This is a genomic window from Donghicola eburneus, assembly GCF_900115865.1.
In the GTDB taxonomy this organism is placed as follows: Bacteria; Pseudomonadota; Alphaproteobacteria; order Rhodobacterales; family Rhodobacteraceae; genus Donghicola; species Donghicola eburneus.
This window is the reverse complement of the sequence record NZ_FOXY01000018.1, coordinates 17,659-43,772: the sequence shown is the minus strand read 5'-3', so window position 1 is coordinate 43,772 and position 26,114 is coordinate 17,659. Positions and strand designations below refer to the sequence as shown.

The 26,114-nt window shown below is 59.1% G+C and carries 25 protein-coding genes; 14 read left to right on the top strand and 11 right to left on the bottom strand.

Annotation, left to right across the window (positions count from 1 at the left end; all coding sequences use genetic code 11):
• Positions 1–560: 560 nt before the first annotated feature.
• Positions 561–1,316, top strand: coding sequence for a LuxR family transcriptional regulator (locus tag BM225_RS19755; RefSeq protein ID WP_072706460.1), 756 nt, complete (start codon positions 561–563; stop codon positions 1,314–1,316).
• 406 nt (positions 1,317–1,722) lie between these two features.
• Here the strand turns inward: BM225_RS19755 and tsf are convergent, their stop codons facing one another.
• The 3 genes from tsf to BM225_RS19740 all read right to left on the bottom strand — a co-directional run bounded on the left by tsf (position 1,723) and on the right by BM225_RS19740 (position 4,788).
• A complete protein-coding gene (gene tsf, locus BM225_RS19750) occupies positions 1,723–2,598 on the bottom strand; it encodes a translation elongation factor Ts (protein WP_072706458.1) in 876 nt (291 codons plus the stop codon).
• Positions 2,599–2,688: 90 nt separating this feature from the next.
• Positions 2,689–3,447: a 30S ribosomal protein S2 gene (gene rpsB / locus BM225_RS19745; protein ID WP_072706457.1), complete on the bottom strand. Its 759-nt coding sequence runs from the start codon at positions 3,445–3,447 to the stop codon at positions 2,689–2,691.
• A 189-nt stretch (positions 3,448–3,636) separates the two neighbouring features.
• Complete coding sequence (locus BM225_RS19740) at positions 3,637–4,788, bottom strand: HupE/UreJ family protein (RefSeq protein WP_072706456.1); 1,152 nt, start codon at positions 4,786–4,788, stop codon at positions 3,637–3,639.
• On the opposite strand from BM225_RS19740, the gene BM225_RS19735 reads away from it, so the two are divergent.
• The 4 genes from BM225_RS19735 to BM225_RS19720 all read left to right on the top strand — a co-directional run bounded on the left by BM225_RS19735 (position 4,778) and on the right by BM225_RS19720 (position 8,258).
• A complete protein-coding gene (locus BM225_RS19735; protein WP_072706455.1) occupies positions 4,778–5,584 on the top strand; it encodes a DUF4198 domain-containing protein in 807 nt (268 codons plus the stop codon). The two genes, BM225_RS19740 and BM225_RS19735, sit on opposite strands and share 11 nt — an antisense overlap.
• 42 nt (positions 5,585–5,626) lie before the next feature.
• Positions 5,627–6,523 (top strand): PfkB family carbohydrate kinase, encoded by an 897-nt coding sequence (locus BM225_RS19730; protein ID WP_072706454.1) that lies wholly within the window; start codon positions 5,627–5,629, stop codon positions 6,521–6,523.
• Entirely contained in the window at positions 6,516–7,421 is a 906-nt protein-coding gene (locus BM225_RS19725; RefSeq protein WP_072706453.1) for a pseudouridine-5'-phosphate glycosidase, read from the top strand. The genes BM225_RS19730 and BM225_RS19725 overlap by 8 nt, the downstream gene beginning before the upstream one ends.
• Before the next feature lie 93 nt (positions 7,422–7,514).
• Entirely contained in the window at positions 7,515–8,258 is a 744-nt protein-coding gene (locus BM225_RS19720) for a DUF502 domain-containing protein (protein WP_072706452.1), read from the top strand.
• Here the strand turns inward: BM225_RS19720 and BM225_RS19715 are convergent.
• Together BM225_RS19715 and BM225_RS19710 are read right to left on the bottom strand one after the other, a co-directional pair.
• A complete protein-coding gene (locus BM225_RS19715) occupies positions 8,244–9,275 on the bottom strand; it encodes a patatin-like phospholipase family protein (protein ID WP_245780556.1) in 1,032 nt (343 codons plus the stop codon). The two genes, BM225_RS19720 and BM225_RS19715, sit on opposite strands and share 15 nt — an antisense overlap.
• Positions 9,276–9,386: 111 nt before the next feature.
• On the bottom strand, positions 9,387–10,160 hold the full coding sequence (locus BM225_RS19710; protein ID WP_072706450.1) for a 3-hydroxybutyrate dehydrogenase: 774 nt from the start codon (positions 10,158–10,160) through the stop codon (positions 9,387–9,389).
• Between the two features lie 382 nt (positions 10,161–10,542).
• Here BM225_RS19710 and BM225_RS19705 point away from each other — a divergent pair, with 382 nt between their 5' ends.
• The 3 genes from BM225_RS19705 to BM225_RS19695 all read left to right on the top strand — a co-directional run bounded on the left by BM225_RS19705 (position 10,543) and on the right by BM225_RS19695 (position 12,976).
• Complete coding sequence (locus tag BM225_RS19705) at positions 10,543–12,327, top strand: extracellular solute-binding protein (protein WP_072706449.1); 1,785 nt, start codon at positions 10,543–10,545, stop codon at positions 12,325–12,327.
• 11 nt (positions 12,328–12,338) lie between these two features.
• Positions 12,339–12,452, top strand: coding sequence for an entericidin, EcnA/B family (locus tag BM225_RS19700; RefSeq protein WP_072706448.1), 114 nt, complete (start codon positions 12,339–12,341; stop codon positions 12,450–12,452).
• Between the two features lie 68 nt (positions 12,453–12,520).
• A complete protein-coding gene (locus tag BM225_RS19695) occupies positions 12,521–12,976 on the top strand; it encodes an arsenate-mycothiol transferase ArsC (protein ID WP_072706447.1) in 456 nt (151 codons plus the stop codon).
• A gap of 3 nt (positions 12,977–12,979) precedes the next feature.
• Here the strand turns inward: BM225_RS19695 and BM225_RS19690 are convergent, their stop codons facing one another.
• The gene (locus tag BM225_RS19690) at positions 12,980–13,603 is read right to left on the bottom strand and encodes a helix-turn-helix domain-containing protein (RefSeq protein ID WP_072706446.1); all 624 of its coding nucleotides are present in this window, start codon (positions 13,601–13,603) and stop codon (positions 12,980–12,982) included.
• 64 nt (positions 13,604–13,667) lie between these two features.
• Between BM225_RS19690 and BM225_RS19685 the strand changes: the two genes are divergently transcribed.
• Genes BM225_RS19685 through BM225_RS19675 form a run of 3 tightly spaced genes read left to right on the top strand, consistent with a single transcriptional unit; the run spans position 13,668 to position 17,049 of the window.
• Positions 13,668–15,173 carry a class I adenylate-forming enzyme family protein gene (locus tag BM225_RS19685; RefSeq protein WP_072706445.1) on the top strand — a complete coding sequence of 502 codons (1,506 nt, stop codon included), beginning with the start codon at positions 13,668–13,670 and terminating at the stop codon, positions 15,171–15,173.
• Between the two features lie 18 nt (positions 15,174–15,191).
• Complete coding sequence (locus BM225_RS19680; RefSeq protein WP_072706444.1) at positions 15,192–15,821, top strand: DsbA family oxidoreductase; 630 nt, start codon at positions 15,192–15,194, stop codon at positions 15,819–15,821.
• A gap of 4 nt (positions 15,822–15,825) precedes the next feature.
• On the top strand, positions 15,826–17,049 hold the full coding sequence (locus tag BM225_RS19675; RefSeq protein WP_092465270.1) for a multidrug effflux MFS transporter: 1,224 nt from the start codon (positions 15,826–15,828) through the stop codon (positions 17,047–17,049).
• 33 nt (positions 17,050–17,082) lie between these two features.
• Here BM225_RS19675 and mfd read toward each other — a convergent pair whose 3' ends face one another.
• Positions 17,083–20,565 (bottom strand): transcription-repair coupling factor, encoded by a 3,483-nt coding sequence (mfd, locus tag BM225_RS19670; protein ID WP_092465269.1) that lies wholly within the window; start codon positions 20,563–20,565, stop codon positions 17,083–17,085.
• Between the two features lie 3 nt (positions 20,566–20,568).
• A complete protein-coding gene (locus BM225_RS19665; RefSeq protein WP_072706441.1) occupies positions 20,569–21,093 on the bottom strand; it encodes a component of SufBCD complex in 525 nt (174 codons plus the stop codon).
• Between the two features lie 117 nt (positions 21,094–21,210).
• Here BM225_RS19665 and hemB point away from each other — a divergent pair, with 117 nt between their 5' ends.
• From hemB to rocF, 3 genes are all read left to right on the top strand, one after another.
• On the top strand, positions 21,211–22,209 hold the full coding sequence (hemB, locus tag BM225_RS19660; RefSeq protein ID WP_072706440.1) for a porphobilinogen synthase: 999 nt from the start codon (positions 21,211–21,213) through the stop codon (positions 22,207–22,209).
• 108 nt (positions 22,210–22,317) lie between these two features.
• Positions 22,318–22,878, top strand: a complete 561-nt coding sequence (locus tag BM225_RS19655; RefSeq protein WP_072706439.1) for a lipid-binding SYLF domain-containing protein — start codon at positions 22,318–22,320, stop codon at positions 22,876–22,878.
• A 202-nt stretch (positions 22,879–23,080) separates the two neighbouring features.
• A complete protein-coding gene (gene rocF, locus BM225_RS19650; RefSeq protein ID WP_072706438.1) occupies positions 23,081–23,998 on the top strand; it encodes an arginase in 918 nt (305 codons plus the stop codon).
• Here rocF and BM225_RS19645 read toward each other — a convergent pair.
• From BM225_RS19645 to BM225_RS19635, 3 genes are all read right to left on the bottom strand, one after another.
• Positions 23,995–24,579: an HNH endonuclease gene (locus tag BM225_RS19645; protein WP_072706437.1), complete on the bottom strand. Its 585-nt coding sequence runs from the start codon at positions 24,577–24,579 to the stop codon at positions 23,995–23,997. The two genes, rocF and BM225_RS19645, sit on opposite strands and share 4 nt — an antisense overlap.
• 189 nt (positions 24,580–24,768) lie before the next feature.
• Complete coding sequence (locus BM225_RS19640; protein WP_072706436.1) at positions 24,769–25,434, bottom strand: alpha/beta hydrolase; 666 nt, start codon at positions 25,432–25,434, stop codon at positions 24,769–24,771.
• Positions 25,431–26,060, bottom strand: coding sequence for a DNA-3-methyladenine glycosylase family protein (locus BM225_RS19635; RefSeq protein WP_072706435.1), 630 nt, complete (start codon positions 26,058–26,060; stop codon positions 25,431–25,433). The genes BM225_RS19640 and BM225_RS19635 overlap by 4 nt, the downstream gene beginning before the upstream one ends.
• Positions 26,061–26,114 lie beyond the last annotated feature (54 nt).

Genomic DNA, 26,114 nt, shown 5'->3' with positions numbered 1-26,114 from the left:
CTTCGCATTCAGCATATCTTCGATCGCGCGTCTTTCGTGTAAATCCAGTTCTGTGTGGGCCATGTCCGGTCTCCTTGCTTTTCAGCAAGATAGAGAGTTTGTCGCAACCCAGTTTAGAATGTGCCGCACTGTGTGTAGGTGTTCTTATAATCAGGATTATGTTAATATTTAGAATGCCGACTTAGCACTAAAGTCGTACAAACATCACGCTGCCTTAAAATAAACGCTCGAAACGACGCATTCGCGCGCATCATTTCCGCTAACAGCCTTGATCTCGGGGTTTTGAGGTCGGTACAAGATGCATGGGATTGTGTCCCGCGAGCATCTGCGAACAGTCGCTTTTTGATTTTTACGTCGCGCGTTTATGGATTTTCACGAGATATAATCTGGGGTTACGTCTGTTGTTAGTCAGATCTCAACACGATGCTGACCTAAATCGAGAACTTAGAATTCACGGCTGGACCGGAGGCGATCTCCATTTGCATTATTTACGGCGAATGGTTTGCATTGCGCGCAGGAACGGCCCGTATTGTAGTTAAGGTAAGGTCGACAAGATGATGATGTCCATCTCATCCCACCTCGAGGCGATTACAGATGCTCCTACGCTCGAGGAACTGTGGAAGCGGCACGCGGAACGAATGCAGGCCTATGGCTTTGACCGTCTGATTTACGGCCTGACGCACTACCGCAGCGGCTACTCCTTGGGAGACCCGAACGATTTCCTGATCCTTACCACGCACAAACCCGAGTATATCGAGCCCTTCATCAACGACGGCTTCTATTTTCACGCGCCGATGGTGAAATGGGCGCTGGAGCACGAAGGCGCTTGCAGCTGGCGCATGATGGCAGAGATGGTCGAAAGTGGTACGATGACGAAAGCCGAGATGAAGGTTGTAGATTTCAATCAGCGTATGGGCGTTACAGCGGGCTATACGATTTCCTTTAAGTCTGTGTCCCAACGGTCCAAGGGCGCGGCAGCGTTGACGGCGCGCGAAGGACTGAGCCAAGACGACGTTGATGCGATCTGGGATGAGCACGGCCGCGATATCGTTCTGGCCAACAACGTTGCCCACCTCAAGATCTCCAGCCTGCCCTACACGCCGCCCACGCGCAGCCTGACAAAGCGCCAACGCGAAGCGCTTCAGTGGGTCGGCGATGGCAAGACGACTCAGGATATTGCGATCTTGATGGGGCTGACACCCGCGACGGTGGAAAAGCATCTCAGACTTGCTCGAGAATCTCTCAATGTGGAAACAACTGCACAGGCTGTACTCAAAGCAGCCTTTCAGAACCAAATGTTTATCGTAGAGCAATAATAAGAGGTAAGGTCATGAATTCGCTACCTTAAAGGTGAATTTTGGCCGCTAGGTACGGAATACCTGACTTACCTGACGCAAGGGAAATCTGGCATCAAAAGTATGTTCCGTGAGTGGTGGCTTTGGCCAGGGAACACCGGGTAGAGATGCTAGAGATTGCTAGCCAGCCTACTTGGGTGGTCGTTTAGACCTGTCGGTGAAAGAGGAATTTTCTACTTTTTCGCCGGCTTCTACGCCTCGTACATCCCCATCCCTCGGGGCGTTTTTCTTAGGGCACCGGACTTGTTCCGGTGCCTCTTTTTTTGCCCAACATCAGCTGTGGCAGCGGAGCGTAAAGTCAGCTTCACGCAAAGGAAAAGGGGGCGCATATGCGCCCCCTGCCCCATAATTCGCGATGAGTCGCGGCTTAGCCGTTGGCCAGCTTCGCAACTTCGGCAGCGTAGTCTTCTTCGACTTTCTCGATGCCTTCGCCAACTTCCATGCGCACGTATGCGACGATGGTTGCGCCAGCTTCTTTGGCCGCTGCTTCGACGGTCAGATCGGGGTTCACAACGAACGCCTGACCCAGCAGAGTGTTTTCCGCGAGGAACTTCTTCATGCGGCCTTCGATCATCTTTTCGATGACCTGCTCGGGCTTGCCCGACTCGCGCGCGATGTCGATTTGAACCTGACGCTCTTTTTCAACGAAAGCTGCGTCCAGCGCGTCTTCGTTCAGAGCTGCGGGGTTCGCTGCTGCGATGTGCATTGCAACCTGACGGCCGAATGCTTCGTCGCCGCCGTTCATAGCAACCAGAACACCGATTTTGCCCATGCCGTCTGCAGCTGCGTTGTGCACGTAGGACACGACGTTTTCTGCTTCGACCGACGCCATGCGGCGCAGGGTCATGTTCTCGCCGATTTTTGCGATCTTGTCGGTGATCAGGGTTTCAACGGTTTTGCCATCGACGTCAGCTGCCTTCAGCGCTTCAACGTCGGAAACGTTGATCGCGGCGCCGGCGATGTCGGTAACCATTGCCTGGAATTCTGCGTTTTTCGCAACAAAGTCAGTCTCGGCGTTGACTTCAACAGCCACACCTTTGCCGCCTTCGACTTTCACAGCGACCAGACCTTCCGCAGCGGTACGGCCCGATTTCTTGGCAGCTTTCGCCAGACCTTTGGTGCGCAGCCAGTCAACAGCGGCGTCCATGTCGCCGTCGGTTTCGGTCAGCGCTTTTTTGGCATCCATCATGCCTGCGCCGGTCATCTCGCGCAGTTCTTTTACCTGTGCTGCAGTGATCGCCATGATAAGGCTCCTCTCAATGTCGGGGTCAACGCCCTGAATAAAGGGCTTGGGCGCGGATTTAACCGCGCCCGATGTCAGTTTTGTAAACGCTTATGCGTTTTCGCCGAGCTCTTCCTCGAGGCCAGCTTCCAGCTCGCCGAGGTCAACGCCAGCAGCACCCAGCTGAGCGGTCATGCCGTCCAAAGCAGCGCGCGACACCAGATCGGTGTACAGTGCAATTGCACGGGCCGCGTCGTCGTTGCCGGGGATGATGTAGTCGATGCCTGCGGGGTTGCAGTTGGTGTCGACGACAGCAACAACAGGGATACCCAGCTTGTTGGCTTCCTGTATGGCCAGCTGCTCTTTTTTCACGTCGATGACGAACAGCAGGTCAGGAACGCCGCCCATCTCGCGGATACCACCGAGCGACGCTTGCAGTTTGGTCTGCTCGCGTTCCATCTGCAGGCGCTCTTTCTTGGTCAGACCTTCGGCGCCGCCTTCCATGGCTTCGTCGATGTTCTTCAGACGCTGGATCGACTGCGAAACAGTTTTCCAGTTGGTCAGAGTGCCGCCGAGCCAGCGGTGGTTCATGTAGTACTGTGCGCACTTTTCTGCAGCGTCTGCAACGGGCTGAGCCGCCTGACGCTTGGTGCCAACGAACAGAACGCGGCCGCCTTTGGCGACGGTATCACGGACGACCTTCAGGGCCTGGTCCAGCATGGGAACAGTCTGGGTCAGGTCGAGAATGTGGATGCCGTTACGCGCACCGTAGATGAACTCGCCCATACGGGGGTTCCAGCGCTGGGTCTGGTGGCCAAAGTGTACGCCTGCTTCAAGCAGTTGGCGCATGGAGAACTCAGGAAGAGCCATGTCCTATATCCTTTCCGGTTTCATGCCTCGGCTGGGGTGAGGGACCATATGGTCCAACCGGCGGACATATGAGGATTTCTCCCTCATAGGCCCAAAACCCAGCCAGCGGATTTCAGTGCGCGTGCGTGTAAAGGCAAAGGGCCTGATTGACAAGCCCCCTGCCCGATTTAATTGCCTGTTCGCCTTTAATCAGGCCAGAATGGTGCGCTCAAGGAACCAATAGGCCCCGATCAGCCCGATAACCGCGCTGGCTGGGATGGCAATATACGCCCGATACCACGGCTTGGATCCAAACCACAGCCCCACAGCAAGGAATGCAATGGCGATCACGGTCAGCTGTCCGACCTCGACCCCGACGTTAAAGCCGATAAGCGCGGGAATGAACTGATCCTGAGGCAGGCCAAACTCGCCAAGTACCGAGGCAAAGCCAAGCCCGTGTAGCAGACCAAAGACGAACACCACCACGGGACGCCACGGGCTAAAGCCCTTGGACAAGATGTTTTCGACCGCGACAAAGGTAATGGAGGCGGCAATAAGTGGCTCTACGATGCTACCGGGGACAGACACCAGCCCCAGCGCGCCAAGCGCCAAGGTGACAGTGTGTGCCAGCGTAAAGGCCGAGATTTGCCACAGGAGCGGCCCCATGCGGGTGGACAGGAAAAAGAGCCCCAAGACGAATAGAATATGGTCGAGCCCTTTGGGCAGGATGTGGTCAAAGCCAACCGGAATATAGCTCAGGAACGCTTGCAGGCCGGTTTGCGCTTGGCCGCCTGCGATTTCGATCGGTTCGCTCGGCGTGCCATCTGTCAGATAGCCGGTATAAGGGTTCTCGACCCCTTGTTGCCGCACGACCAAAGCGCCGTAGGTCGCTGGCCAGTCGATTTGTACATTAGTGGCGTTGGCAGGCAGGTTGGCGGTGATGTGTAGCGTGCTGGGGCGTGGCAGGTCCAGATCGGGTGTCTCCTCGACCGTGACATCTATCAGCTCTTTATTGGCGGGCCCCTGATCGGTCATGATCCGCAGATCCTCGGCAAAGCTCGGCCAGACGCGGCGCATCTGATCCACCAACTCTGCAGGCGGCAAGGCGCGCAGACGATCATACTCGCCGGCCTCAGAAGAGTCATTCGTGTCTTCGAGCGAGGTCAGGTCGATGCCCGCGATGAACGCTTCGAGGTTGGCGCGAATGTCCAACGTCGCCTGACCTTCGATTACGGTCAGGTCCGCAATCGAGGGCGTAACCTCGTGGGCTTGGGCGCCAGCCGACAGGACAACACTTGACACCGCCGCGGTAAGCCACACCCTGAGATAGCCCAACATACTGGACCCGATTATGCGCTTCATTCCCATCTCCTCAATCTGTTTTTGCCTGCTGTCTCAAGCGGCAGCTGCCCATGAGACGTGGCTCGAACCTCGAGAGTTTCAAATCACTTCTGGGCAGACCCTAGAGGCAGATATCCGGAACGGCGAGGACTTTTCTGGATTTCGCTTGGCCTATATGCCCGCCAAGCAACAGCGGCTGGATTTGGTTGTGGAGGGTGACGTTATGCCTGTCGACGGGCGGCTCGGGGATATCCCCGCAGTGTCCTTGACAGCGCAGGACGACGGATTGGCAGTCTTGGCCTATGTCTCGACCCAGAACCGCCTGACATACACCGATGCCGAGAAGTTCGAGGCCTTTTGTACGCACAAGGATTTTCCCGAAGTTCTGGAACAGCACGTGGCGCGCGGCCTGCCAGAGACAGGCTTTCGCGAGGGCTATCTGCGCTATGCCAAAGCGCTCGTGGCGATCGGGGATGGCGCGGGATCTGACACCGATCTGGGCATGGAAACCGAGTTTGTGGCGCTCGATAACCCCTATGTCCCAAACTTCGACGGCGTGATGGATGTGGAATTGCTTTACCAAGGGGAGCCTCGCGCAGATGCCCAGATCGAAGTGTTTGAACGTGCGCCCGACGGCACCGTCGCAATCATGACAACGCGCACGGACGCAAACGGCATTGGCGCGGTCGCGGTGAAACCAGAGCATACCTATCTGTTCGACGCCGTCGTGATGCGCGAACCGGATGCCGCCACTGCAGAAGCGGACGGAATAGTCTGGCAGAGCCTCTGGGCCGCACTCACCTTTACCGTTCGGTAAAAAACCCTTGCGCCGCACGGCGTGTATCGGCAAGAGGCCGTTATGACTTCGACACCAGAAATCCTGTGCATCGGCTCCGTGCTGTGGGACATCATCGGCCGGTCCTCAAGCCACATGCGGCAGGGCAGCGACGTGCCGGGCCGTATCATCCGCGTGCCGGGGGGTGTGGCGCTGAATATCGCGATGACTTTGCGGCGTCAGGGCATGATCCCTGCCCTGCTCTCTGCTGTCGGAAATGACCCTGCGGGCCAAGAGCTGCTGGCCGATTGCCGCCGCCGCGGGCTGATTACCGATCACATCTATCTGTCCGAGGATCTGCCCACAGATATTTATATGGCGGTCGAAGGTGCAAATGGCCTAATTGCCGCCATCGCGGACGCCCATTCGTTGGAAGAGGCTGGTGATAAAATCCTGCGCCCACTAACGGACGGCACATTGGGTAGCGCTGGCGCGCCGTATGGCGGGTTCATCGCCCTTGATGGCAATCTGACAGAGGCTCTTTTGGCCCAGATCGCGGTCGATCCAGTCTTTCAGCAGGCCGATCTGCGGGTTGCGCCCGCCTCACCGGGCAAGGCAACACGGCTTTTGCCCTTGGTCGAGGCTGGCAACGCGACCCTCTATGTGAACCTCGAAGAGGCCGGTTTGCTGTGCCAGACCGAATTTCCTGATGCCGCATCCGCCGCAGATGGCATGGTGACACGCGGCGCGAAACGCGCGCTGGTCACAGACGGTGGGCGCGCGTCCGCAGACGGCAGTGCCGAGGGCATCATCACCCGTCAACCGCCCGAAGTCTTGGTGACACGCGTCACCGGCGCGGGCGACAGTTTCATGGCTGCGCACATCGTGGCCGAAGCGCGGGGCGCGGACCGAGAGGCGGCGCTTATGGCCGCTCAGGCCGCCGCCGCCGCGCACGTTTCCGGAGAGACCCCCTATGATTGACATCACCTTTTCGCCCGAAGTCGCTGACGCCAAAGCGGAAAACCGTCCCATCGTCGCGCTGGAAAGCACGATCATCACCCACGGGATGCCCTATCCTCAGAATGTGGAAACCGCGCGTAAGGTCGAGGAAACCATCCGCGAGGCCGGTGCCGTGCCTGCAACCATCGCTGTGATTGGCGGACGCATCCACGCGGGTCTGACAGATGCGCAACTCGAAGATCTGGGCCAGACCAAAGACTGCGCCAAGCTGTCCCGCGCAGACATCGCGGCCTGTATTGCCACCGGCGGAACCGGCGCAACCACAGTGGCTGCGACCATGATTTGCGCGCACCTTGCGGGGATCGGTGTCTTTGCGACGGGCGGAATTGGCGGCGTGCATCGCGGCGCTGAAACCAGCTTTGACATCTCGGCGGACTTGAATGAACTGGCGCACACCCCCGTAACGGTGGTCGCGGCGGGCGCCAAAGCCATCCTTGATCTGCCCAAAACACTCGAGGTTCTGGAAACCAACGGTGTGCCGGTGATCGCCTATGGCCAAGACGACTTCCCCGCCTTCTGGTCGCGCAGCAGCGGCATGACTGCGCCCTTGCGCATGGACACCGCCGAAGACATTGCCAACGCGCAGAAAACGCGGATTGCCATGGGCCTGCCTGGCGGCCAATTGGTCGCCAACCCGATCCCCGTCTCTGACGAAATCGCAGCCGAGGAGTTGTCTCCCATTATCAGCGCGGCTCTGTCCGAAGCCGAGGACAAAGGTATCATCGGCAAAGCCGTTACGCCCTTTTTGTTGCAGCGGATTTTTGAATTGACAGAAGGCCGCTCTCTCGAGGCGAACATCGCGCTTGTGCTCAACAATGCGCGTTTGGCCGCCACGATTGCCCGCTCTCTGACAGCCTAATGCGGCTTTTTGAGCGCGAAGCTCATTCAGACGTTGTGAAGCCGCGGACCAATACATAAGTTCGCGGTAACACGCCGCCGGAACATCAAAGACATGACGACGCCTTTCGACGAAGACCACCCGACGCATCGCAAGCCGGGCATGTTTGCCCGTCTCAGATCGAACTTTTTCACCGGCATCGTCGTGATCGCGCCGATAGGTCTGACCGTATGGCTGATTTGGACTGTGATCGGATGGGTCGACAGCTTTGTCATGCCGTTTGTCCCGCGTGCTTACCATCCCGAAGAATTCTTTCAGCATTGGTTCGGCGAGGATACCTCGATCAACATTCGCGGTGTCGGCGTCATTTTCTTTCTTCTGTTCACCATCCTGACCGGCTGGATCGCCAAGGGTCTGATCGGTCGGTCTTTTATCCGCTGGTCCGAACGCCAAGTGGACCGGATGCCAGTGGTGCGGTCCATCTACTCGGGGCTGAAGCAGTTGGCCGAGACCGTCTTTGCCCAGTCAGAGCGTAGCTTTGAAAAGGCCTGCCTGATCGAATATCCGCGCCGCGGGATTTGGGCGGTCGGATTCATCTCGACCGATGCTAAGGGCGAAATTTCGCGCCGCCCGGATACGATGGAGAAGCTGATCAGCGTGTTCGTGCCCACAACACCGAACCCGACATCGGGCTTCTTGCTGTTCTTTCCGGAATCCGAGGTGATCGAACTGGATATGTCGATTGAGGACGCGGCCAAACTCGTGATCTCGGCCGGTCTGGTTTATCCGCCAGAGGATAAAGCAGTGCCCACGCCGATCGAAGAAGCGCGGGCACACCGGAAATTAGGCAAACATTGAGGGCAGATCGACGCTGCCCTTCATGTTCAGCTTGTCTTTGTGTTCGACCAAGAACTGCTCGGCAGCATCTCGGCCCGCATCGCGCAACTCCTGAATGACATAAGGGGTTGGCACCAGTTTTGTCGCCACTGACAGATTGTTCATCATCTGATCATCGGCAATCATGTGCACGTAGACGTCCTTCATCTGGTTGGTCGTGATGGCACCATCTTCAATCAACTCCTGCACAAACGAGATCGCCCTGAGTTCGCGCAAGAGTGAAGCGTTAAAGCTTATCTCATTGATTCGGTTCTGAATTTCTTGGGGCGTCTTGGGGATTTCGTCGCGGTGGATCGGGTTGATATTTACGATCACAATGTCCTGCGGCAGATGAGGTTCGAACATCGGGAATAGCGCTGGGTTGCCAGTGTAGCCGCCATCCCAATAAGCCTCGGTCTCGCCTGTTGCGGGGTCCTCAATCTCGACCGCTTGGAACAGCGTGGGCAGGCAAGCCGAGGCTAGGATCACGTCGCTGCTCAGCTCTTCGCCGCTGAACACCTTTACCTTGCCGGAGCGGACGTTGGTGGCGCAGATAAACACCTCGGGCCCCGCATCGGCACAGACGCAGTCGAAGTCAAAGGACTCGACGATTTTTTGCAGCGGGTTCTGGTAGAACGGCCCCCACGCATAGGGCGTCATCATCCGTGACACGAGGTCGGCCCACACATACGGGGCGCTCATTTCAATGGTTTTCGACAGCTGGCCAGGCGTCAAGACATAACCGGTCATCCAACTCGGGAGGCGGAAATCCTCGATCCCCGCGATTTGGCCCCAGAGAAAGGCCAGCATATCCCGCGCCCCTTGGCGCCCGTTCTTGATCAGGCCTGCCTTGACTGCCGCCGCATTCATTGCCCCGGCAGAGGTGCCAGACATAGACGCGATTTCAATGTCGTCATGTTCAAGGATTTTATCAAGCACGCCCCATGTGTAGGCGCCGTGTGCGCCCCCACCTTGGAGCGCGAGGTTAATGCGTTTCAAATTTGGGCTTTTGGATCTAGGTGCCATAAAAAATCAGCCTTTCGCTGCAATGAATATGTCCCCTCCCTAGGCCATCAACGGGCGCGCTCGAATGGCGCGCCCGGTCTTTGATCAAAGAGCCGTCCAGCCGCCGTCCACACTGATGGTGGTGCCGGTGATCTGCTTGGCCGCATCCGAACATAGGAACACGGCTGTGCCTCCCAGCTCTTCGACGGTGGCGAATTCCTTGGACGGCTGGCGCTCGAGCATGACGTTCTTGATCACGTCCTCGCGGCTCATGTCGTACTTTTCCATGGTGTCGGGGATTTGTGCCTCGACCAGCGGGGTCAGCACATAGCCCGGACAGATCGCATTGGCGGTGATGGGCTCTTGGGCCGTCTCCAGCGCGGTCACTTTGGTGAGCCCCACAACACCGTGCTTGGCGGCCACATAGGCCGATTTATAGGGGCTGGCGGTCAAGCCATGCGCCGACGCGATGTTCACAATGCGGCCCCAGCCAGCCTCGCGCATTTTCGGCAGTGCAGCTGCGGTGGTGTGGAAGGCCGAACTGAGGTTGATCGCGATGATCGCGTCCCACTTCTCGACGGGGAACTCATCAATGCCTTTGACGAACTGGATGCCAGCGTTGTTCACGAGGATATCGCACTTGCCAGCCTTGTCGATCAGGGCGCGGCATTCGTCGGCCTTGGACATGTCGGCCTTAATGTAGGTTACAGATACGCCGAATTCTTCGGACATATCAGAGGCCAGTTTGTGGTCTTCTTCGTTGTCGGTGAACGAATTCAGGACGACATCTGCGCCAGCTTTGGCCAGCTCGCGCGCCACGCCCAAACCAATCCCCGAGTTCGAGCCGGTCACGACAGCGGTTTTGCCCTTCAAAGTCATAAATTCCCCCTTATGAAATGACGACGATTGTGCGCATTGTCCGTGCAGGCGCAGAATCGATTCCTATCACTGCATTAAGTTCATTGGGGCGGCTTCAGTTCCACAGATACTTCGCGTCCGGCGGCAAAAAACCGCGTTATGTCAATGATGTGGCAGCGAAAAAAAACGCCGGCACAAGGCCGGCGCAAGTATTGAGGCAGGTTTCATACAGGCAAGAAACCTATCGAGCAGTGACTTCTGTATAAGCAATTGCGCGCCACTGTCCAAGCTAAAAGTTTGAAAAGACACAGAACGGTGTCTAGGATTTTACCTGATTGATCCGCACAGCACCCGAGGAGAGGCGTACGTGGCATTGTTTTTAAGGAAGAAACCGGCATTCCCGATGGCGATCGGTGCATTAACCCTGATCGCGCACACAGCATGGGCCGAGCCGATGCACGGGATTGCTATGTATGGCGCGCCCGCACTGCCCGAGGGATTCGAATCTCTGCCTTACGTAAATCCCGAGGCCCCCAAGGGCGGCCGCGTGGTCATGGGAGAGACCGGAAGCTTTGATAGTCTGAACCCGCATCAGGCCAAGGGAAGTGTACCGTGGCAGTTACGTTTCGTGGCCTACGAAAGCTTGATGGGACGTAATTGGGCCGAACCTTTCGGTCTGTATGGGCTGATCGCCGAAACAATCGAAACCGCAGAAGATCGCAGCTGGGTCGAATTCACTTTGCGCGACAATGTCACCTTTAGCGACGGCACGCCCCTGACCGTCGAGGATGTGATGTGGTCCTATGAGACGCTCGGCACTGTGGGCCACCCGCGCTACCTTGGCGTCTGGTCCAAGGTCGAAAGCATGGAGCAAACCGGCGAGCGCAAGATCAAGTTCACCTTCAACGATGACAACCCCGAATTGGCTCTGCTGATCGGGATGCGCCCAATCCTGAAAAAGGCGCAGTTTGAGGAGGTCAGCTTTGAGGATGCGGGGGTGAACGTGGTGCCAATCACCACCGCGCCCTACGTGATCGAAGACTACGAGACAGGCCGATACGTCAGCCTCAAGCGCGACGAGGACTATTGGGGGAATGATCTGCCCTTCCGCCGCGGGACCAACAACATCGACGAATTCCGGATGGAGTTCTATGGCGATGGCTCGGTCATGTTCGAGGCGTTCAAGGCGGGCGAACTCAATGCCTTCCGTGAAACCAGCGGGCAGAAGTGGGATACGGTCTATGACTTCCCAGCGGTTCAGCGCGGCGACGTGGTGAAATCGGAAATCCCGCACCAGCGCCCCAGCGGGATCACTGGTCTGGCTATGAACACCCGCGAAGCGCCGTTTGACGATTGGCGCGTGCGCGAAGCGATGATGCAGGCGTTTAACTTTGAATTCATCAATCAGGCGCTGAACGGTGGCAAGCAGCAGCGCATCACCTCGTACTTCTCGAACTCGCTTCTGTCGATGGACCACGGCCCCGCCGAAGGCCGCGTTCTAGAGTATCTGAACCAGTATCAGGACGCCCTGCTGCCCGGCGCGATCGAAGGCTACGACCTGCCCGTCTCAGACGGATCAGAGCGCAACCGCCGCAACCTGCGCACTGCGGTTGGCCTGCTCGAAGAGGCTGGCTGGACTGTGGACAGCGATGGCGTGCTCAAAAATGCCGAAGGTCAGCCCTTTGAATTCGAAATCCTGCTCCGTCAGGGCAGCAGCGAAGTCCAAAGCATCAGCGATATCTTCGTCAAACATCTCGAAAGCCTTGGGATTACTGTGACCATCAATGTGGTGGACGCCGCGCAGTACCGCGAGCGGACCGATGCCTTTGACTATGATATGACCTACTACCGCCGTGGTGTGTCCCTGAGCCCAGGCAACGAACAGTACCTCTATTGGGGCTCTGACGCTGCGGGCACCCAAGGCAGCTACAACATGATCGGGATTGAAAATGCAGCCGTGGACGGTCTGATCGGTGATATCCTCTCGGCGCAAAGCACCGAGGATTTCGTCGCCGCGACCAAGGCGCTGGACCGTGTCCTGACCACGGGGCGGTATGTCATTCCTTTCTACAATTGGAATGTCAGCTGGATCGCCCATGATCGTCACCTGAAATATCCAGAAACGTTGCCGATCTATGGCGATTGGCTGGATTTCATGCCAGACGTCTGGTGGTACGAAGAAGACTAAGGACATCCGCTATGAAGACCATCGTCCTGTTGGCCCTGCTCGCCAGTTTGACCGCCTGTAACACGGTCGAAGGCGTGGGCCTTGATATCGCAGACAGTGCCCGCGCCGTGCGCGGTTTGTTCTGATATAATTCCTCTAGGCAGAACTGGCGGACAGGCGTACTGTCCCGCCAGTTTTTGTCATCGGGAAACAAATGAATATTCTCGTGTTATGTGCGGGCAACGATGCCCGCTCGATCCTACTGGAATCGATCCTAAACGACCTCTCTCCTCAACGCATGACAGCCTATTCCGCAGGACCAGCCCCTGCTGAGTCGGTCCCGCCGGCTGTTCTCAGCCTGCTTGAGGCGCAGGACCAAGCCACCGCGGATTTAGAGCCAAAGAGTTGGGACGCGTTCACGGGTGTGGATGCGGTCCCCGTGGATATGGTGATCAGCTTGTGTGATTTGTCTGCGTACAAAGCGCCCAAATGGCCTGCGGGCACCCCGCGCGGCGTTTGGCTGACCCCTGATCCGGTGACCGAAGAGGCCCCGCTGGATCAGGTCTACGAAATCCTATTGCGTCGCGCCAAAGCCTTTCTCAAGCATAGCTTTGAAATCATGGATGAGGGCGAGGCCAACGCCGCCCTCAAGCGCATCGGAAAACTGTAACTGTCAGACCAGCGATGTGACCCACAGGATCGTCGCGTCCTCTGGGCTGGTCGAGACCACGTTATGCCCCATGGTCCCATCGTAATAGGCGCTATCACCACGCTTCATTTCGATGGGCTCGTAGAATTCGGTGAACAATTTGATGGTGCCGGTCAGCACGTACAGAAATTCTTCGCCGTCGTGGCGGACCCAGCCGTCGAACTCTTCCATAGAGCGCGCGCGGATACGGGCGCGGTAAGGCAGCATGGTTTTTTTGGTCAGGCTCTCGGCCAGAAGTTCGTGTTCGTAGGTCGCCGTAGTATAGGCGGCGCCCTCGCCCGACTTGGTAGAGGTCATGCGCCCGTTCACCTGCGATTTGTGCGGCGGCGTGAACAGCTGCGGCACGCTGATCCCCAACCCCACGGCCAGCTTTTTCAGCGCCTCGTAGGTCGGTGACATCTGGCCATTCTCGATCTTGGACAGGGTCGAGCGGGCCAATCCGGCTTTCTGGGCGGCTTGCTCTAGCGTCCAGTTTCCCTCTTTGCGCAATTCGCGCACACGGGCCCCAAGGTCCAAAGGCACGGCGTGCACGTCCTCTTCGGAGTCGCGGGCAACACGGATCAGCTGTCTGGGGTCTTTGTTTGTCATGAAGGTTCTGTAATCGCGTGCCCTAACTCTTGCAACTGGGCCTGCACGGCCTTAGCCAAGAGCCATGCAATCACTCACGACGCCGACGCCCCAAGCGCCCTGCCCCGACCCATTCAATATGGCCGCCTACGTCCTGAACGGCAGCGGCGCCCCTGATGACAAGATCGCCCTTGCAGTGCTGGCGTTGTCCGGTGCGGAACGTTGGAGCTATGGCAAGCTGCGCGCCGCTGCACTGGGCACAGGCACGGGGCTGTTGAACGCTGGATTGCAGCCGGGTGACCGCGTGATGCTGCGGCTGGGAAATACCGTCGATTTTCCGCTGGCCTTCCTGGGCGCGATTGCGGCGGGCCTGATCCCCTTGCCGACCAGCAGCCAACTGACCGCGCCAGAGGCAGGCAAACTTGCGCAGATCATCCAGCCCGCTGCGATCCTGCAATCCCCTGACGTTCCGGCGCCCGAGGGCGATTGGCGCTCGATTCCCCAAGCGGATCTGCGTGGGATGCGCGATCTGGAGCCGGTGACGCCTGAGATGGGCGATCCGAACCGAATGGCCTACATCATCTTCACCTCTGGTACGTCGGGGACACCCCGCGCTGTGTGCCACGCGCACCGCGTTGTCTGGGCGCGGCGTATGATGTGGGCGGGATGGTATGACCTACAGCCCACGGACCGTTTGCTGCATGCAGGCGCGTTCAACTGGTCGTTTACGCTGGGCACCGGCATGATGGACCCTTGGGCTTGCGGGGCGACCGCGCTGATCCCTGCGGACGGAACGGACCCCAAGGCCTTGCCCTTGCTGCTGAAACGACACGACGCGACGCTGCTGGCCGCAGCCCCCGGCGTCTACCGTAAGTTTCTGAAGGACCACCCGAGCCTCAGCCTGCCGAAACTGCGTCACGGCCTCTGCGCTGGTGAAAAGCTGCCCGAAGCCCTACGCACCGCGTGGGCCGAGGCCACGGGCACTGGCCTCTACGAGGCGTATGGCCAAACCGAAATCTCGACGTTCATTTCCGGCAGTCCCGCGCGGCCCTCGGCCACTGGAACACTCGGTGCGCCGCAGGACGGGCGTCTGGTGGCGATTGTGGATGAAAATGGCCAGCCCGTGCCCCGCGGCACCGCTGGGACCATCGCTATCGACCACCGCGATCCGGGCTTGATGCTGGGCTATCTGGACGCCCCCGAGGCCACCGCCGAAAAACGTCGCGGCGACTGGTTCCTTACCGGCGACCAAGGGATCATGGACGAAAACGGCTTTATCACCTATCAGGGACGCGATGATGACCTGATGAACGCGGGCGGCTTCCGTGTGTCCCCGCTCGAGGTCGAGGCAACCCTCTCTCATATCGAGGGCATCCACGAGGTCGCCGTAACGGATGTCGAGATCAAGCCCGACGTGCGTGTGATTGCGGCGTTTTACACCGCTGATGCCGACCTCGACGAGGCCGCGCTGACCGCCTATGCCGAGGCCAATCTGGCCCGTTACAAGCAGCCCCGTCTGTGGGTGCATTTGACCGATCTGCCGCGCAACCCAAATGGCAAGCTGCGCCGCAAAGAATTGAAACTACCCTAAGGCCCCGAAAGGCACCCGATGGTTAAACTGAATTTATTCTCCGACCCGATCTGCCCATGGTGCTATATCGGATACACCGAATTGACCCGCGCATTGGCGGAGCGCCCAAAGCATCCGTTCGATCTGGAATGGTTGCCGTTCCAACTAAATCCCGACATGCCAGCCGATGGGGTCGATAGGCGTGCTTACCTAGAGGCGAAATTCGGCGGCAAGGAAGGCGCCGTCAAGGCATACGCCCAAGTCTCTGAACGCGCTGAACAAATCGGGCTCGAGATCGACTTATCCTCTATTTCCCGCACACCTAATACGCTCGACGCGCACAGACTAATTCACTGGTCTGGGGTCGAAGGCCGCCAGACCCCGGTTGCCACGGCTCTGTTTCGGGCATACTTCAATGAGGGTCGGGATATCTCGGAACATGAAGTTCTGGCCGACATTGCCGACGGTGCCGGTATGGACGCAGCATTGATCCTGCGCCTTTTAGCGAGTGACGCCGACAAGGACGAAATTTTGCAGAAAGACGCCATGGCCCGCGAGATGGGGGTTAAGGCGGTGCCGACCTTTGTGGTGGCCGGTCAACACGCCGTGCCCGGAGCGCAACCGTCAGACCTATGGGTCAAGGTGATAGACGAATTAGTAGGAGCGTAAGCGCATGTTCAAAGCCCCCACGAAGCCACTCAACTTTCCGGAATTCGTGGGGATGCTGGCAATGCTCTTTGCCACGCTTGCCTTCTCCATCGACTCCATGCTGCCTGCGATCCCGCAGATCGCGCAGGAAATGACCCCCGACGACGTCAACCGTGCCCAGTTGATCATCACCAGCTTTGTTCTGGGAATGGGCATTGGAACGTTCTTTGCCGGACCGCTGTCTGACTGGTTTGGACGCAAGATCACCGTGGCCGTGGGCCTCGGGATTTACATGCTGGCTTCGCTCTATGCGGCCGGCACCAATGATATGGAGCACCTATTGGCCTCGCGTTTCGTGATGGGCCTTGGGGCATCGGCGCCGCGGGTGGTCAGCCTTGCCATGGTGCGCGACCTCTACAAAGGCCGCGAGATGGCGCGGATCATGTCCTTTGTCATGACCGTGTTTATCTTGGTGCCTGCGATGGCGCCCTCGATCGGTGCCGTCATCATTGCGTATTCCAGCTGGCGTGGTGTGTTTGTCGCGTTTGTGTTCTTTGCGCTGTTCTCGGGTGGCTGGCTGATGCTGCGCCAACCCGAAACGCTGGACAAAGCGAACCGCCGTCCCCTGCGCCTAAGCGCGATCCGCTACGCACTGGGAGAGGTTTTGGGCAACCGCGTGGTCGTGATGTACATCGCTGCCTTGTCGCTGGGCTTTGGCCAAATGTTCTCGTTCATCTCGAGCGCGCCGCAGCTGTTCACGGACACCTACCAACGTGGCGATACCTTCCCGATCTGGTTTGCTGGCGTGGCGGCCTTTGCCGCGATTGCGTCCTTTACCAACGCGCGTCTGGTGATGACGCTCGGCATGCGCCTGCTGTCCACCACCGCTCTTGGGGTGCAGTGCGCAGCCTCGATCGTCGCCATGATCCTGCTGGAAAGCGGAATGATTGCGCCGGAATACCAATTCTACGTCTTCGTCGGTTACATGGCGATTTCGTTCTTCATGATCGGTCTTGTGTTCGGCAACATCAACGCTCTGGCGATGGAGCCTTTGGGCCACGTTGCAGGCTTTGCCGCCGCGATCATCGGCGCAATCTCGACCGTGCTGGCCGTACTGATTGCGGTGCCTGTGGGCTATTCCTATGACGGCACGCCGATGCCCCTGTTGATCGGTGTCGCCCTGTGTTCGGGCTTTGCCTACCTGATCATGCGGATTTCCCGCCGGTACGAGGCTGTTGCGACCGTTTGATCGCGCCCCTCGCTGAAATGACCAAAGGCCGCCTTACTTGGCGGCCTTTTTCTGTTTCTGGACTTCGACAACTTTCTCGGCGAGCGCTTTGGCGATGTTGAACGCGCCCTTGATCTTGTCCGCCTCGGTCGACCAGTCCCGCATGACAACGATCTTGTTGTCCTTGATCTTGGCTTTGCCCTTTTCGGCCTGCACGAATTCCACCAGACCTTGGGGCGAGGCGAACTTGTCGTTGTGGAACTGGATCGTCGCGCCCTTGGGCCCGCCATCCAGTTTTGCGATCCCTGCCCGTTTGCACATGGCTTTGATCCGCACGATCAGAAGCAGGGTATTCACCTCTTTGGGCAACTTGCCGAAACGGTCGATTAGCTCGGCGGCAAAGCCTTCCAATTCGACCTTCTTGGTCAGTTCGGACAGACGACGATAGAGGCCAAGGCGCACGTCCAGATCAGGCACGTAATCTTCGGGGATCAGGACGGGAACACCCAGATTGATTTGCGGCGCCCATTGGTCGTCTGTGTCGTCCAGAAGCCCTTCCATCTGGCCGGATTTGATCTTGGCGATCGCCTCTTCCAGCATGGATTGATAGAGCTCGTAGCCCACGTCTTTCATCTGGCCGGACTGCTCTTCACCGAGCAGGTTGCCCGCCCCGCGAATGTCCAGATCCTGCGAGGCCAGCGTAAAGCCCGCACCCAAGGTATCGAGGGACCCCAACACGCGCAGACGCTTTTCCGCGGTCGCGGTCAGTTTCGCCCGCGGTTTGGTGGTCAGGTAAGCATAGGCGCGGGTTTTCGAACGGCCCACGCGGCCCCTGATTTGATAGAGCTGCGCCAGACCGAACATGTCCGCCCGGTGCACAACCATGGTGTTCGCCGTCGGGATATCGAGGCCAGACTCCACGATCGTGGTCGCCAGCAGCACATCGTATTTCCCGTCGTAGAACGCGTTCATCCGGTCGTCGAGTTCCCCCGCCGCCATCTGGCCGTGGGCCACGATATAGCTGACCTCTGGCACCTGCTCTTTTAGGAAGTCCTCGATCTCGGCCAGATCGGTGATGCGCGGCACTACAAAGAAGGACTGCCCGCCGCGATAGTGTTCGCGCAGCAGCGCCTCGCGGATGGTGACCTTGTCGAACTCGGACACGTAGGTGCGGATCGACAGACGGTCCACGGGGGGCGTGCCGATGATCGACAGATCGCGGACACCCGTCAGCGACAGCTGCAGCGTCCGAGGGATCGGGGTCGCGGTCAGAGTCAGCACGTGGATGTTTGAGCGCAGAGTTTTCAGGCGCTCTTTGTGGTTCACGCCAAAATGTTGCTCTTCGTCGATGATCAGCAGGCCCAGACGGTCGAACTTGATGGTTTTGGCCAGCACCGCGTGGGTGCCGACAACGATATCGACGGTGCCATCAGCCAGCCCCTTGCGGGTTTCTGACGCCTGTTTGGAGCTGACGAAACGGGACAGTTGGCGCACTTCCAGCGGGAAACCACGGAAGCGTTCTTGGAAGCCTTTGGCGTGCTGTCGAGCCAGTAGCGTGGTCGGCGCAATCACCGCCACCTGCACACCGGACATGGCGGCGATAAAGGCCGCCCGCATGGCGACTTCGGTTTTGCCAAAGCCCACGTCCCCGCAGATGAGGCGATCCATGGGGGTTCCGCTTGTCAAATCCTCGACCACGTCGTGGATCGCCCGCAGCTGGTCGTCGGTTTCCTGATAGGGGAAACGCGCGCAGAACTCTTCCCAAGCATGGGCGGGCGGCTCCAGCATTTGGCCTTTGCGCAGGGCACGTTCGGCGGCCACGCGGATCAGCTTGTCCGCCATCTCGCGAATGCGCTCTTTCAGGCGGGCCTTTTTGGCCTGCCATGCGCCGCCACCAAGGCGGTCGAGCAGCCCTTCGTCATGACCGTAGCGGGACAGAAGTTCGATGTTCTCGACCGGCAAGTACAGACGCGCGGCCTCAGCGTATTCCAGAACGATGCATTCGTGGGCCGCACCGGCGGCTGTCACCACCTCTAGGCCCAAATAGCGACCGATGCCGTGGTCCACGTGGACCACTAGATCACCCGGCGTCAGCGAAGTCGCCTCGGTCAGGAAGTTTTCGGCCTTACGGCGTTTCTTGGGTTGGCGGATCAGGCGATCCCCCAGAACGTCCTGTTCCGAGATCACGGTCAGAGCCTTGTCGCCCATAGGGGCCTCGAACCCGTGCTCCAGTGACCAGACGGCCAGATGCAAACCAGTCTTGCCGATGCGCGTGCCATCCATGATCGGGATCGCTTCGGCCAGACCTTCATCCTCGATCAGACCGGTCAGACGCTCACGCGCGCCTTCGGAGTAGCTGGCGATGACCACGGGGCCCTTGGCCAGTTTCTTCTTGATGTGATCGGCGAGCGCACCAAACAGGCTGACGCTTTCCTGCTGCCGTTCGGGGCTGAAATTCCGCCCGATCCGTCCGCCTGCGTCGGTCACATTCGGACCCGTCGCTTGGGGCAAGGGGTTGAACTGGATCACGCGGCGGCTGTTCACCGTCTCGTTCCAAGCCTCATCGGTCAGGTACAGAAGTTCAGGCGGCGCGGGTTTGTAGGGCGTGTCGCCCTTCTTGCTGGTTTGCAGGGCGTGCTGGCGGGTTTCGTACTGGTCCGCGATGCCCTCCCAGCGGGACAGACGGGCGGCGGTCATCGCCTCGTCCAAGGTAATCACTGCATCGGGGGCAAAGTCGAACAGAGTTTCCAGCCGCTCGTGGAAGAACGGGAGCCAATGCTCCATGCCCTGCTGTTTGCGGCCCGCGCTGACAGCCTCGTACAGAGGGTCGTCGCTGCCTGCCGCGCCAAACTCGATGCGGTAGTTCTGGCGGAAGCGCGTGATGGCGGTGTCTTCGAGAATGACCTCGGACACAGGGGCAAGTTCGATGATGTCGAGCTTGTCTGTGGTGCGCTGGCTGACCGGATCAAACCGGCGGATGCCGTCGAGTGTGTCGCCAAAGAAATCCAGACGTACCGGGCCCGTGTCGCCGGGCGGGAAGATGTCGATGATGCCGCCGCGGATGGCGTAGTCACCGGGCTCCATCACTGTCGGGCTCTGGCTGAAGCCCATCCGAACCAGAAAATTCCGCAGTTCCTTTTCGTCCACACGGCTGCCGACCGACGCGATAAAGGACGCGCCGCGCAGAGTGTCACGCGCTGGTACGCGCTGGGTTGCGGCATTCAAAGTGGTCAGCAGGACATACTTTTCCGGCATCCCGTGCACCATCGCGGCCAGCAAAGCCATCCGCGCAGCGGTAATGTCGGGGTTCGGTGACACGCGGTCGAACGGCAGACAGTCCCACCCCGGAAAGGTAAAGACCGGCATATCCGGCGCAAAGAACTTTAGCGCGTCCCGCATCGCCTGCATCCGCTTGTCATCGCGGGCGACGTGCAGGACAGGCGCTTTGCTGCGCTCCATCTCGGACAGGATGAGGCGGGCGTCATAGCCTTCGGGCGCGCCGCCCACGGTCAGGTGTTGAGCGTTCCAAGTTGCCATGGCTTAACCGAATACTCCGAGGCTGAGGTTCTGGTACATGCCCCAGAGCGAGGTCACGAATACCGAGATCATCCCAATCAGTTGGGTGTAGAACCGGTTGCGGGTGATGGCATCGCACAGGGCGGTGCCTTGGATCGTGTTGTCGATGATCCGACCGGCGAATTGCATCCGCAGAAACGTGACGATCATCGCGGGGGCCATCAGCAGGAAAACCGCTTGCGCAAACTCCAGTCCGAACCAGAAGCCCAGAAACAGCAGCATACTGAGCGTAAAGGACAAACCTGCCACGATCCATGTGCCTGCACGGTCATAGACCATCAGCATGCGCCGCGCCTTGATGTGGACCAGCGCGTTCAGATCGTCCATTTCCTGACCGGCGTGTTTGCGCGCGCGCCCGACCATGTCATAGGGCACCCCCAGCACAAAATGGCTCAGGGACGACCACATCGCCGCCAGCACAATCCAGTACCACAGATTGGAGAATGACCGCATGTCGATCAGTTCAAAGATACGCCCGCCAAGGTCCAAGGCACTCTCCTGAAAATGATGTCAGAAACGGGACATAGCGCGGTTGATCCGTAATGCCCAGACTTGAGGTGCTCGCAAATCCGTGGCACCCATCAAAAAACCTTTGGAGGTCCGATCATGCCCTATGCTCCTGCTGCTTTTCCTGCCGGCCGTCCGCGCCGCGTGCGCCGCACCCCTGCCCTGCGCGGTTTGGTCCGCGAGAACAACCTGAGCGTGGATGACCTGATCTGGCCGGTCTTTGTCCGCGATGGCCAAGGGGTCGAAGAGCCTGTGCCCTCGATGCCCGGTGTGTACCGCCGCAGCGTGGACAAAATCGTCGAGGCCGCCAAAGAGGCGTTTGATCTGGGTGTCAGCACAATCTGTCTGTTCCCTTACACCGATCCGGCCAAGAAAACGCTGGACTGCGCCGAAGCGTGGAACCCCGACAACCTGTCCAACACTGCCACCCGCGCGATCAAGGCGGCTCTGCCGGACATGGCCGTGATGACCGACGTGGCGCTGGATCCCTACAACATCACAGGTCAGGACGGGTTCCTGGTCGATGGCTACGTGGTGAATGACGAAACGGTCGAGGCCCTGGTCAAGCAGGCACTGTCGCAGGCAGAAGCGGGTGCAGACATCATTGGTCCCTCGGACATGATGGACGGACGTATAGGTGACATGCGTCAGGCGCTGGAACATGCGGGCCACATCAACGTCGCGATCTTGAGCTACAGTGCCAAATACGCCAGCGCCTTTTACGGGCCGTTCCGCGACGCGGTTGGAGCCTCTGGTGTTCTGAAAGGTGATAAGAAGACCTACCAGCTTGATCCGGCCAACACGGACGAGGCCATGCGCTGCATCGCCCGCGATCTGGACGAAGGCGCGGATATGGTCATGGTCAAGCCCGGCATGCCCTATCTGGACATCTGCCGCCGCGCGCAGGACGAATTCGGTGTGCCTGTCTACGCGTATCAGGTCAGCGGCGAATACGCGATGATGCAGGCCGCGGCCCAGAACGGCTGGATCGACGGAGAACGCGCCATGATGGAGAGCCTTATGTGCTTCAAGCGCGCGGGCTGTAATGGGGTTCTGACCTACTTTGCCCCCGCTGCGGCCAAGATCATCGGCGCCTAAGGTCCCATTTCAGGGCAAACACGCGCTTGTCGGGTGACATAATCGGTCGACAAGCCTATAGTTGCGCCATAACAACCGGGAATACCCCGTTAGAGGACAGGCAAAACCATGACAGACATTAGCCGTCGTTTCTTTACCGTCGCCGGTTTGGGCGCGCTTCCGCTGGTCGCTGCGTGCGGCAATGGCGTGAATTCGCAGGGCGCTCAGATCATCGACGCCCGCGTCGACAGCACATTGAGCTACATGTTCAACAATTATCCCGGCACCCGCGAGCTGGCCGATAAATCGGTTGGCATGCTGGTCATGCCGCTGGTGACCGAAGCTGGCCTTGGCTTTGGCGGGGCCTATGGCCGCGGCGCACTGCGCATCAACAACGCGACCGTCGATTATTATGCCTCGACCAAGGGCACCGTCGGCTTCCAGATCGGTGCGCAGCAGTATGCACACGTTCTGTTCTTCATGACCCCCGATGCATTGGCGGATTTCCGTCGCTCCAGCGGTTGGGCAGCGGGCGCGAACGTCGAATATGCTCTGGCCGACAAAGGCGAGAAGATCCGCGCCGAGACGACAACATCGCTGGCGCCCGTCGTCGCTGTTGTCTTTGGCCAGACCGGTCTGCGCGTTGGGGCCACCCTCGAAGGGTCCAAGTACACCCGCATCATCCCCTGATTGCGGCTGCATCGGCAGAATTCAGAGATCCCGGTGATGGCAACATCATCGGGATTTTCTTTTGCATCAGGGTGACTTCGCGCAGGTTGTTGCCAGCGGACCTGCCCCGTTCGTACAGTTGGTCTTGCGAATCCGGCGCGGCGGCCCACCTCCTGTTAGGACGGCCCCGCAGGCCGGAATTGGACCAAAAGGATTTGAGCGCATGGATATCGAACTGATCGGAGCCCCCGTCGACAGCGGCAAAAAAGGCAAAGGCTGCCTCATGGGCCCCGATGCGTATCGCACAGCCAATCTGGCGCGCGCGCTGCGGCGGCTTGGCCATAGCGTGACCGATGTGGGCAATCTGACGCCCGATATGGTGGCCGATCCAGACTGCGCCAATCCCGCTGTACATTCGTTGGCCGAAACCATCGGCTGGACCCAGTCCCTGCACCGTGCGGGCCGCAACGCCATGCAAGCAGGACGCTTACCGATCTTTTTGGGCGGTGATCACAGCCTATCACTGGGCTCGGTGACAGGCGTCGCTGCCGCAACCGACAAGCCCCAATTCGTTTTGTGGCTCGATGCCCATTCCGATTTCCACACGCTAATGACCACCGAGAGCGGGAACCTACACGGCACCCCGCTGGCCTACATCACAGGCCGCGACGGGTTCGAGGGCTTCCCCACCGTCCCCAATCCCGTTCCCGAACAGAACATCTGCATCATCGGCCTGCGCTCTGTGGACGAGGCCGAGCGTAGCATGCTCGAAGACAGCGACATTCGCTACCACGATATGCGCGAGATTGATGAAAACGGCATTTCAGTCTTGCTCCGCCGCTTTCTCAGCGATGTGGCGGACGCTGGCGGCAATCTACACGTGTCGCTGGATGTGGACTTCCTAGACCCCTCTGCGGCGCCTGCGGTCGGCACGACCGTTCCCGGCGGCGCGACAGTGCGCGAAGGGCACCTGTGCATGGAGCTGATCGCGGACAGCGGGCTCATGACCTCGCTCGATCTGGTCGAACTGAACCCGTTCCTAGACGAACGCGGACGCACCGCGCAATTGATGGTGGACCTTGCGGCGTCTGCGCTGGGACGCCGTGTGTTCGACCGCCCGACGCGCGCCTACAGCAGTTAAGCCTGCAATTCGGCATCCCAGTACAGGTAGTCCATCCAGCTGACGTGCAGGTGATTGGGGGGGAACTTTCGCCCCACCGATTGCAACTCTTCGGCTGAGGGCTGCTTTGGCGGTTTGCGCAGGTGCATGTTGGCTTGGCGCAAGGATTTGGACCCCTTGCGCAGGTTGCAGCGCGAACACGCCGCTACAACGTTTTCCCAACTGGTGATGCCGCCTCTTGCGCGCGGGATCACGTGATCGAAGGTCAGATCGCCCCGTCCGCCGCAGTATTGGCAGCAAAATTCGTCCCTTAGAAAAAGATTAAAGCGCGTGAAGGCCACGCGCTTTTGAGGTTTTACAAAATCTTTGAGGACAACAACCGAAGGTATCCGGACTTCCATTTTCTGGCTTCGGACCGTGGTGTCGTATTCGGCAACGATGTCGACTCTATCGAGCCAGACCGCCTTGATCGCCTCCTGCCAAGGCCATAGCGATAGAGGATAGTAGGACAATGGACGATAGTCCGCATTTAGCACCAGCGCCGGATGATGTTTCAATGCGCCAGGTTCTCTTACGAATTCAGTCCTAAAGTCACCGTCCATGGATAAAGCCTCTTTGCCCCGTCTGTCTAACTGACCCGAGGCGGGACAACCCGCCCCGTATACCTAACACTATATATCGCGGCTTACCTCTGGCAAGCCTCTTGATATGGCGTGTTGTTCACGGTTTTAGTCAGATTTCGTGACAGATTGGTGACGGGGCGGACTGCCCCGCACCCAAATCGGGCAGGCTTACATCCCCAGCTTGTCGCGCATGAACGCCAAGGCAACACCAAGCCCCTCAGGCGAAATGCCGTGCGCGGTGCCTTTCATAACGTGGGCGTAAACCTCTTTGAAATCAGCCGCTTGCAGTGCCTCGACGGCTTCGGGCAGGCTTTGCGGCGGCACCACGTCGTCCTGATCGCCGTGCAGCAGCAGGATCGACGGATAGGATTTCGCCTCGTCTTTCAGCAGTTCGGGGACCAGCAGACGGCCCGAGAATCCGATCACGCCGCCGATGGCCTCTTCGAAACGGGGCGCGACGTGGAGCGCCATCATCGTGCCCTGAGAGAAACCAATCAGCACAAGTTGTTCGGGCAGAATGTCTTCGTCGTCCAAAATGCCCATCAAATAGGCGTTTAGATCCTCGACAGCGGCGCGCATCCCGCGCTCTGCCTCTTCCTCGGACGAATTGTCGATCCACGGGATCGGGAACCACTGATAGCCCATCGGTGCGCCAGCGCAATTTTCAGGGGCGTCGGGCGCATAGAACGTGGTGTCAGGCAGATGTTCGGCCAGAGGGTCGGCCAGTCCCATCAAATCCGCGCCATTCGCGCCGTAGCCATGCAAAAATACGATTACCGAGCGGGTTTGCCCCGAGGCCGCTTCGCGGCGGTCCGACTGTAGAACGCGAGTCATCTGATCCCTTCCCTGTCCTTTGCAACATGGTAGTAAGCCCACAGAAGCCGCGCCGCAACAGCCCGCCACGGGCTCCAATCTTCGGCCATTAAGCGCAGGGCTTTTTCTTTGGGCCGCTCAGGCAGATCAAACAGAATGCGGGCGCCTTCTTGGAGGGCCAGATCACCGGGGGCAAAGACATCCGCGCGCCCCAGACTGAACATTGCGTAAATCTCGGCGGTCCAGACGCCAATGCCGCTGACTTGCGTCAGGGTCGCAACAACCTGATCTGTCGAAGCGTCGCGCAGCGCCTTGAAATCGATCCGCGCCTCGGCCAAGGCTTTGGCGTACTTGATTTTCTGCCGCGACATACCGCAAGCGCGCAACTCTTCTTCGGTCGCCCACATGACTTTTCGCGGGCCGGTCAGTTTCGCAGCGCGCAACCGATTCCAGATCGCATTCGCGGCTGCGACGCTGACTTGCTGGCTGACGATTGCGCTCAGCAACTGTTCAAAACCGTCCTTGCGCCGGCGCAGGGGCAACGGGCCGGTTGCCTCCAAAGCGGCTGCAAATCTTGGGTCTGCCGTTGCCAGCCAGGCCGCGCCCTCGGCGACGCAGGCGTCGCTGATGATGATCCGTTCGTCCATGGTGGCACAGTGCGTCACAAGTGCTCTGGACGCAATCGCAACAAAGTTCTACGC

Excerpts from the sequence above, each read along its gene's own strand:
- BM225_RS19635 (WP_072706435.1), bottom strand. The coding sequence starts at position 26,060 with ATGGACGAACGGATCATCATCAGCGACGCCTGCGTCGCCGAGGGCGCG.
- BM225_RS19675 (WP_092465270.1), top strand. The coding sequence starts at position 15,826 with ATGTTCAAAGCCCCCACGAAGCCACTCAACTTTCCGGAATTCGTGGGG.
- mfd (WP_092465269.1), bottom strand. The coding sequence starts at position 20,565 with ATGGCAACTTGGAACGCTCAACACCTGACCGTGGGCGGCGCGCCCGAA.
- BM225_RS19640 (WP_072706436.1), bottom strand. The coding sequence starts at position 25,434 with ATGACTCGCGTTCTACAGTCGGACCGCCGCGAAGCGGCCTCGGGGCAA.
- BM225_RS19690 (WP_072706446.1), bottom strand. The coding sequence starts at position 13,603 with ATGACAAACAAAGACCCCAGACAGCTGATCCGTGTTGCCCGCGACTCC.
- BM225_RS19755 (WP_072706460.1), top strand. The coding sequence starts at position 561 with ATGTCCATCTCATCCCACCTCGAGGCGATTACAGATGCTCCTACGCTC.
- BM225_RS19735 (WP_072706455.1), top strand. The coding sequence starts at position 4,778 with ATGCGCTTCATTCCCATCTCCTCAATCTGTTTTTGCCTGCTGTCTCAA.
- BM225_RS19700 (WP_072706448.1), top strand. The coding sequence starts at position 12,339 with ATGAAGACCATCGTCCTGTTGGCCCTGCTCGCCAGTTTGACCGCCTGT.
- BM225_RS19725 (WP_072706453.1), top strand. The coding sequence starts at position 6,516 with ATGATTGACATCACCTTTTCGCCCGAAGTCGCTGACGCCAAAGCGGAA.
- BM225_RS19655 (WP_072706439.1), top strand. The coding sequence starts at position 22,318 with ATGACAGACATTAGCCGTCGTTTCTTTACCGTCGCCGGTTTGGGCGCG.
- BM225_RS19720 (WP_072706452.1), top strand. The coding sequence starts at position 7,515 with ATGACGACGCCTTTCGACGAAGACCACCCGACGCATCGCAAGCCGGGC.
- BM225_RS19730 (WP_072706454.1), top strand. The coding sequence starts at position 5,627 with ATGACTTCGACACCAGAAATCCTGTGCATCGGCTCCGTGCTGTGGGAC.
- BM225_RS19740 (WP_072706456.1), bottom strand. The coding sequence starts at position 4,788 with ATGAAGCGCATAATCGGGTCCAGTATGTTGGGCTATCTCAGGGTGTGG.
- tsf (WP_072706458.1), bottom strand. The coding sequence starts at position 2,598 with ATGGCGATCACTGCAGCACAGGTAAAAGAACTGCGCGAGATGACCGGC.
- BM225_RS19645 (WP_072706437.1), bottom strand. The coding sequence starts at position 24,579 with ATGGACGGTGACTTTAGGACTGAATTCGTAAGAGAACCTGGCGCATTG.
- rpsB (WP_072706457.1), bottom strand. The coding sequence starts at position 3,447 with ATGGCTCTTCCTGAGTTCTCCATGCGCCAACTGCTTGAAGCAGGCGTA.
- rocF (WP_072706438.1), top strand. The coding sequence starts at position 23,081 with ATGGATATCGAACTGATCGGAGCCCCCGTCGACAGCGGCAAAAAAGGC.
- BM225_RS19685 (WP_072706445.1), top strand. The coding sequence starts at position 13,668 with ATGCAATCACTCACGACGCCGACGCCCCAAGCGCCCTGCCCCGACCCA.
- BM225_RS19705 (WP_072706449.1), top strand. The coding sequence starts at position 10,543 with ATGGCGATCGGTGCATTAACCCTGATCGCGCACACAGCATGGGCCGAG.
- hemB (WP_072706440.1), top strand. The coding sequence starts at position 21,211 with ATGCCCTATGCTCCTGCTGCTTTTCCTGCCGGCCGTCCGCGCCGCGTG.
- BM225_RS19710 (WP_072706450.1), bottom strand. The coding sequence starts at position 10,160 with ATGACTTTGAAGGGCAAAACCGCTGTCGTGACCGGCTCGAACTCGGGG.
- BM225_RS19680 (WP_072706444.1), top strand. The coding sequence starts at position 15,192 with ATGGTTAAACTGAATTTATTCTCCGACCCGATCTGCCCATGGTGCTAT.
- BM225_RS19695 (WP_072706447.1), top strand. The coding sequence starts at position 12,521 with ATGAATATTCTCGTGTTATGTGCGGGCAACGATGCCCGCTCGATCCTA.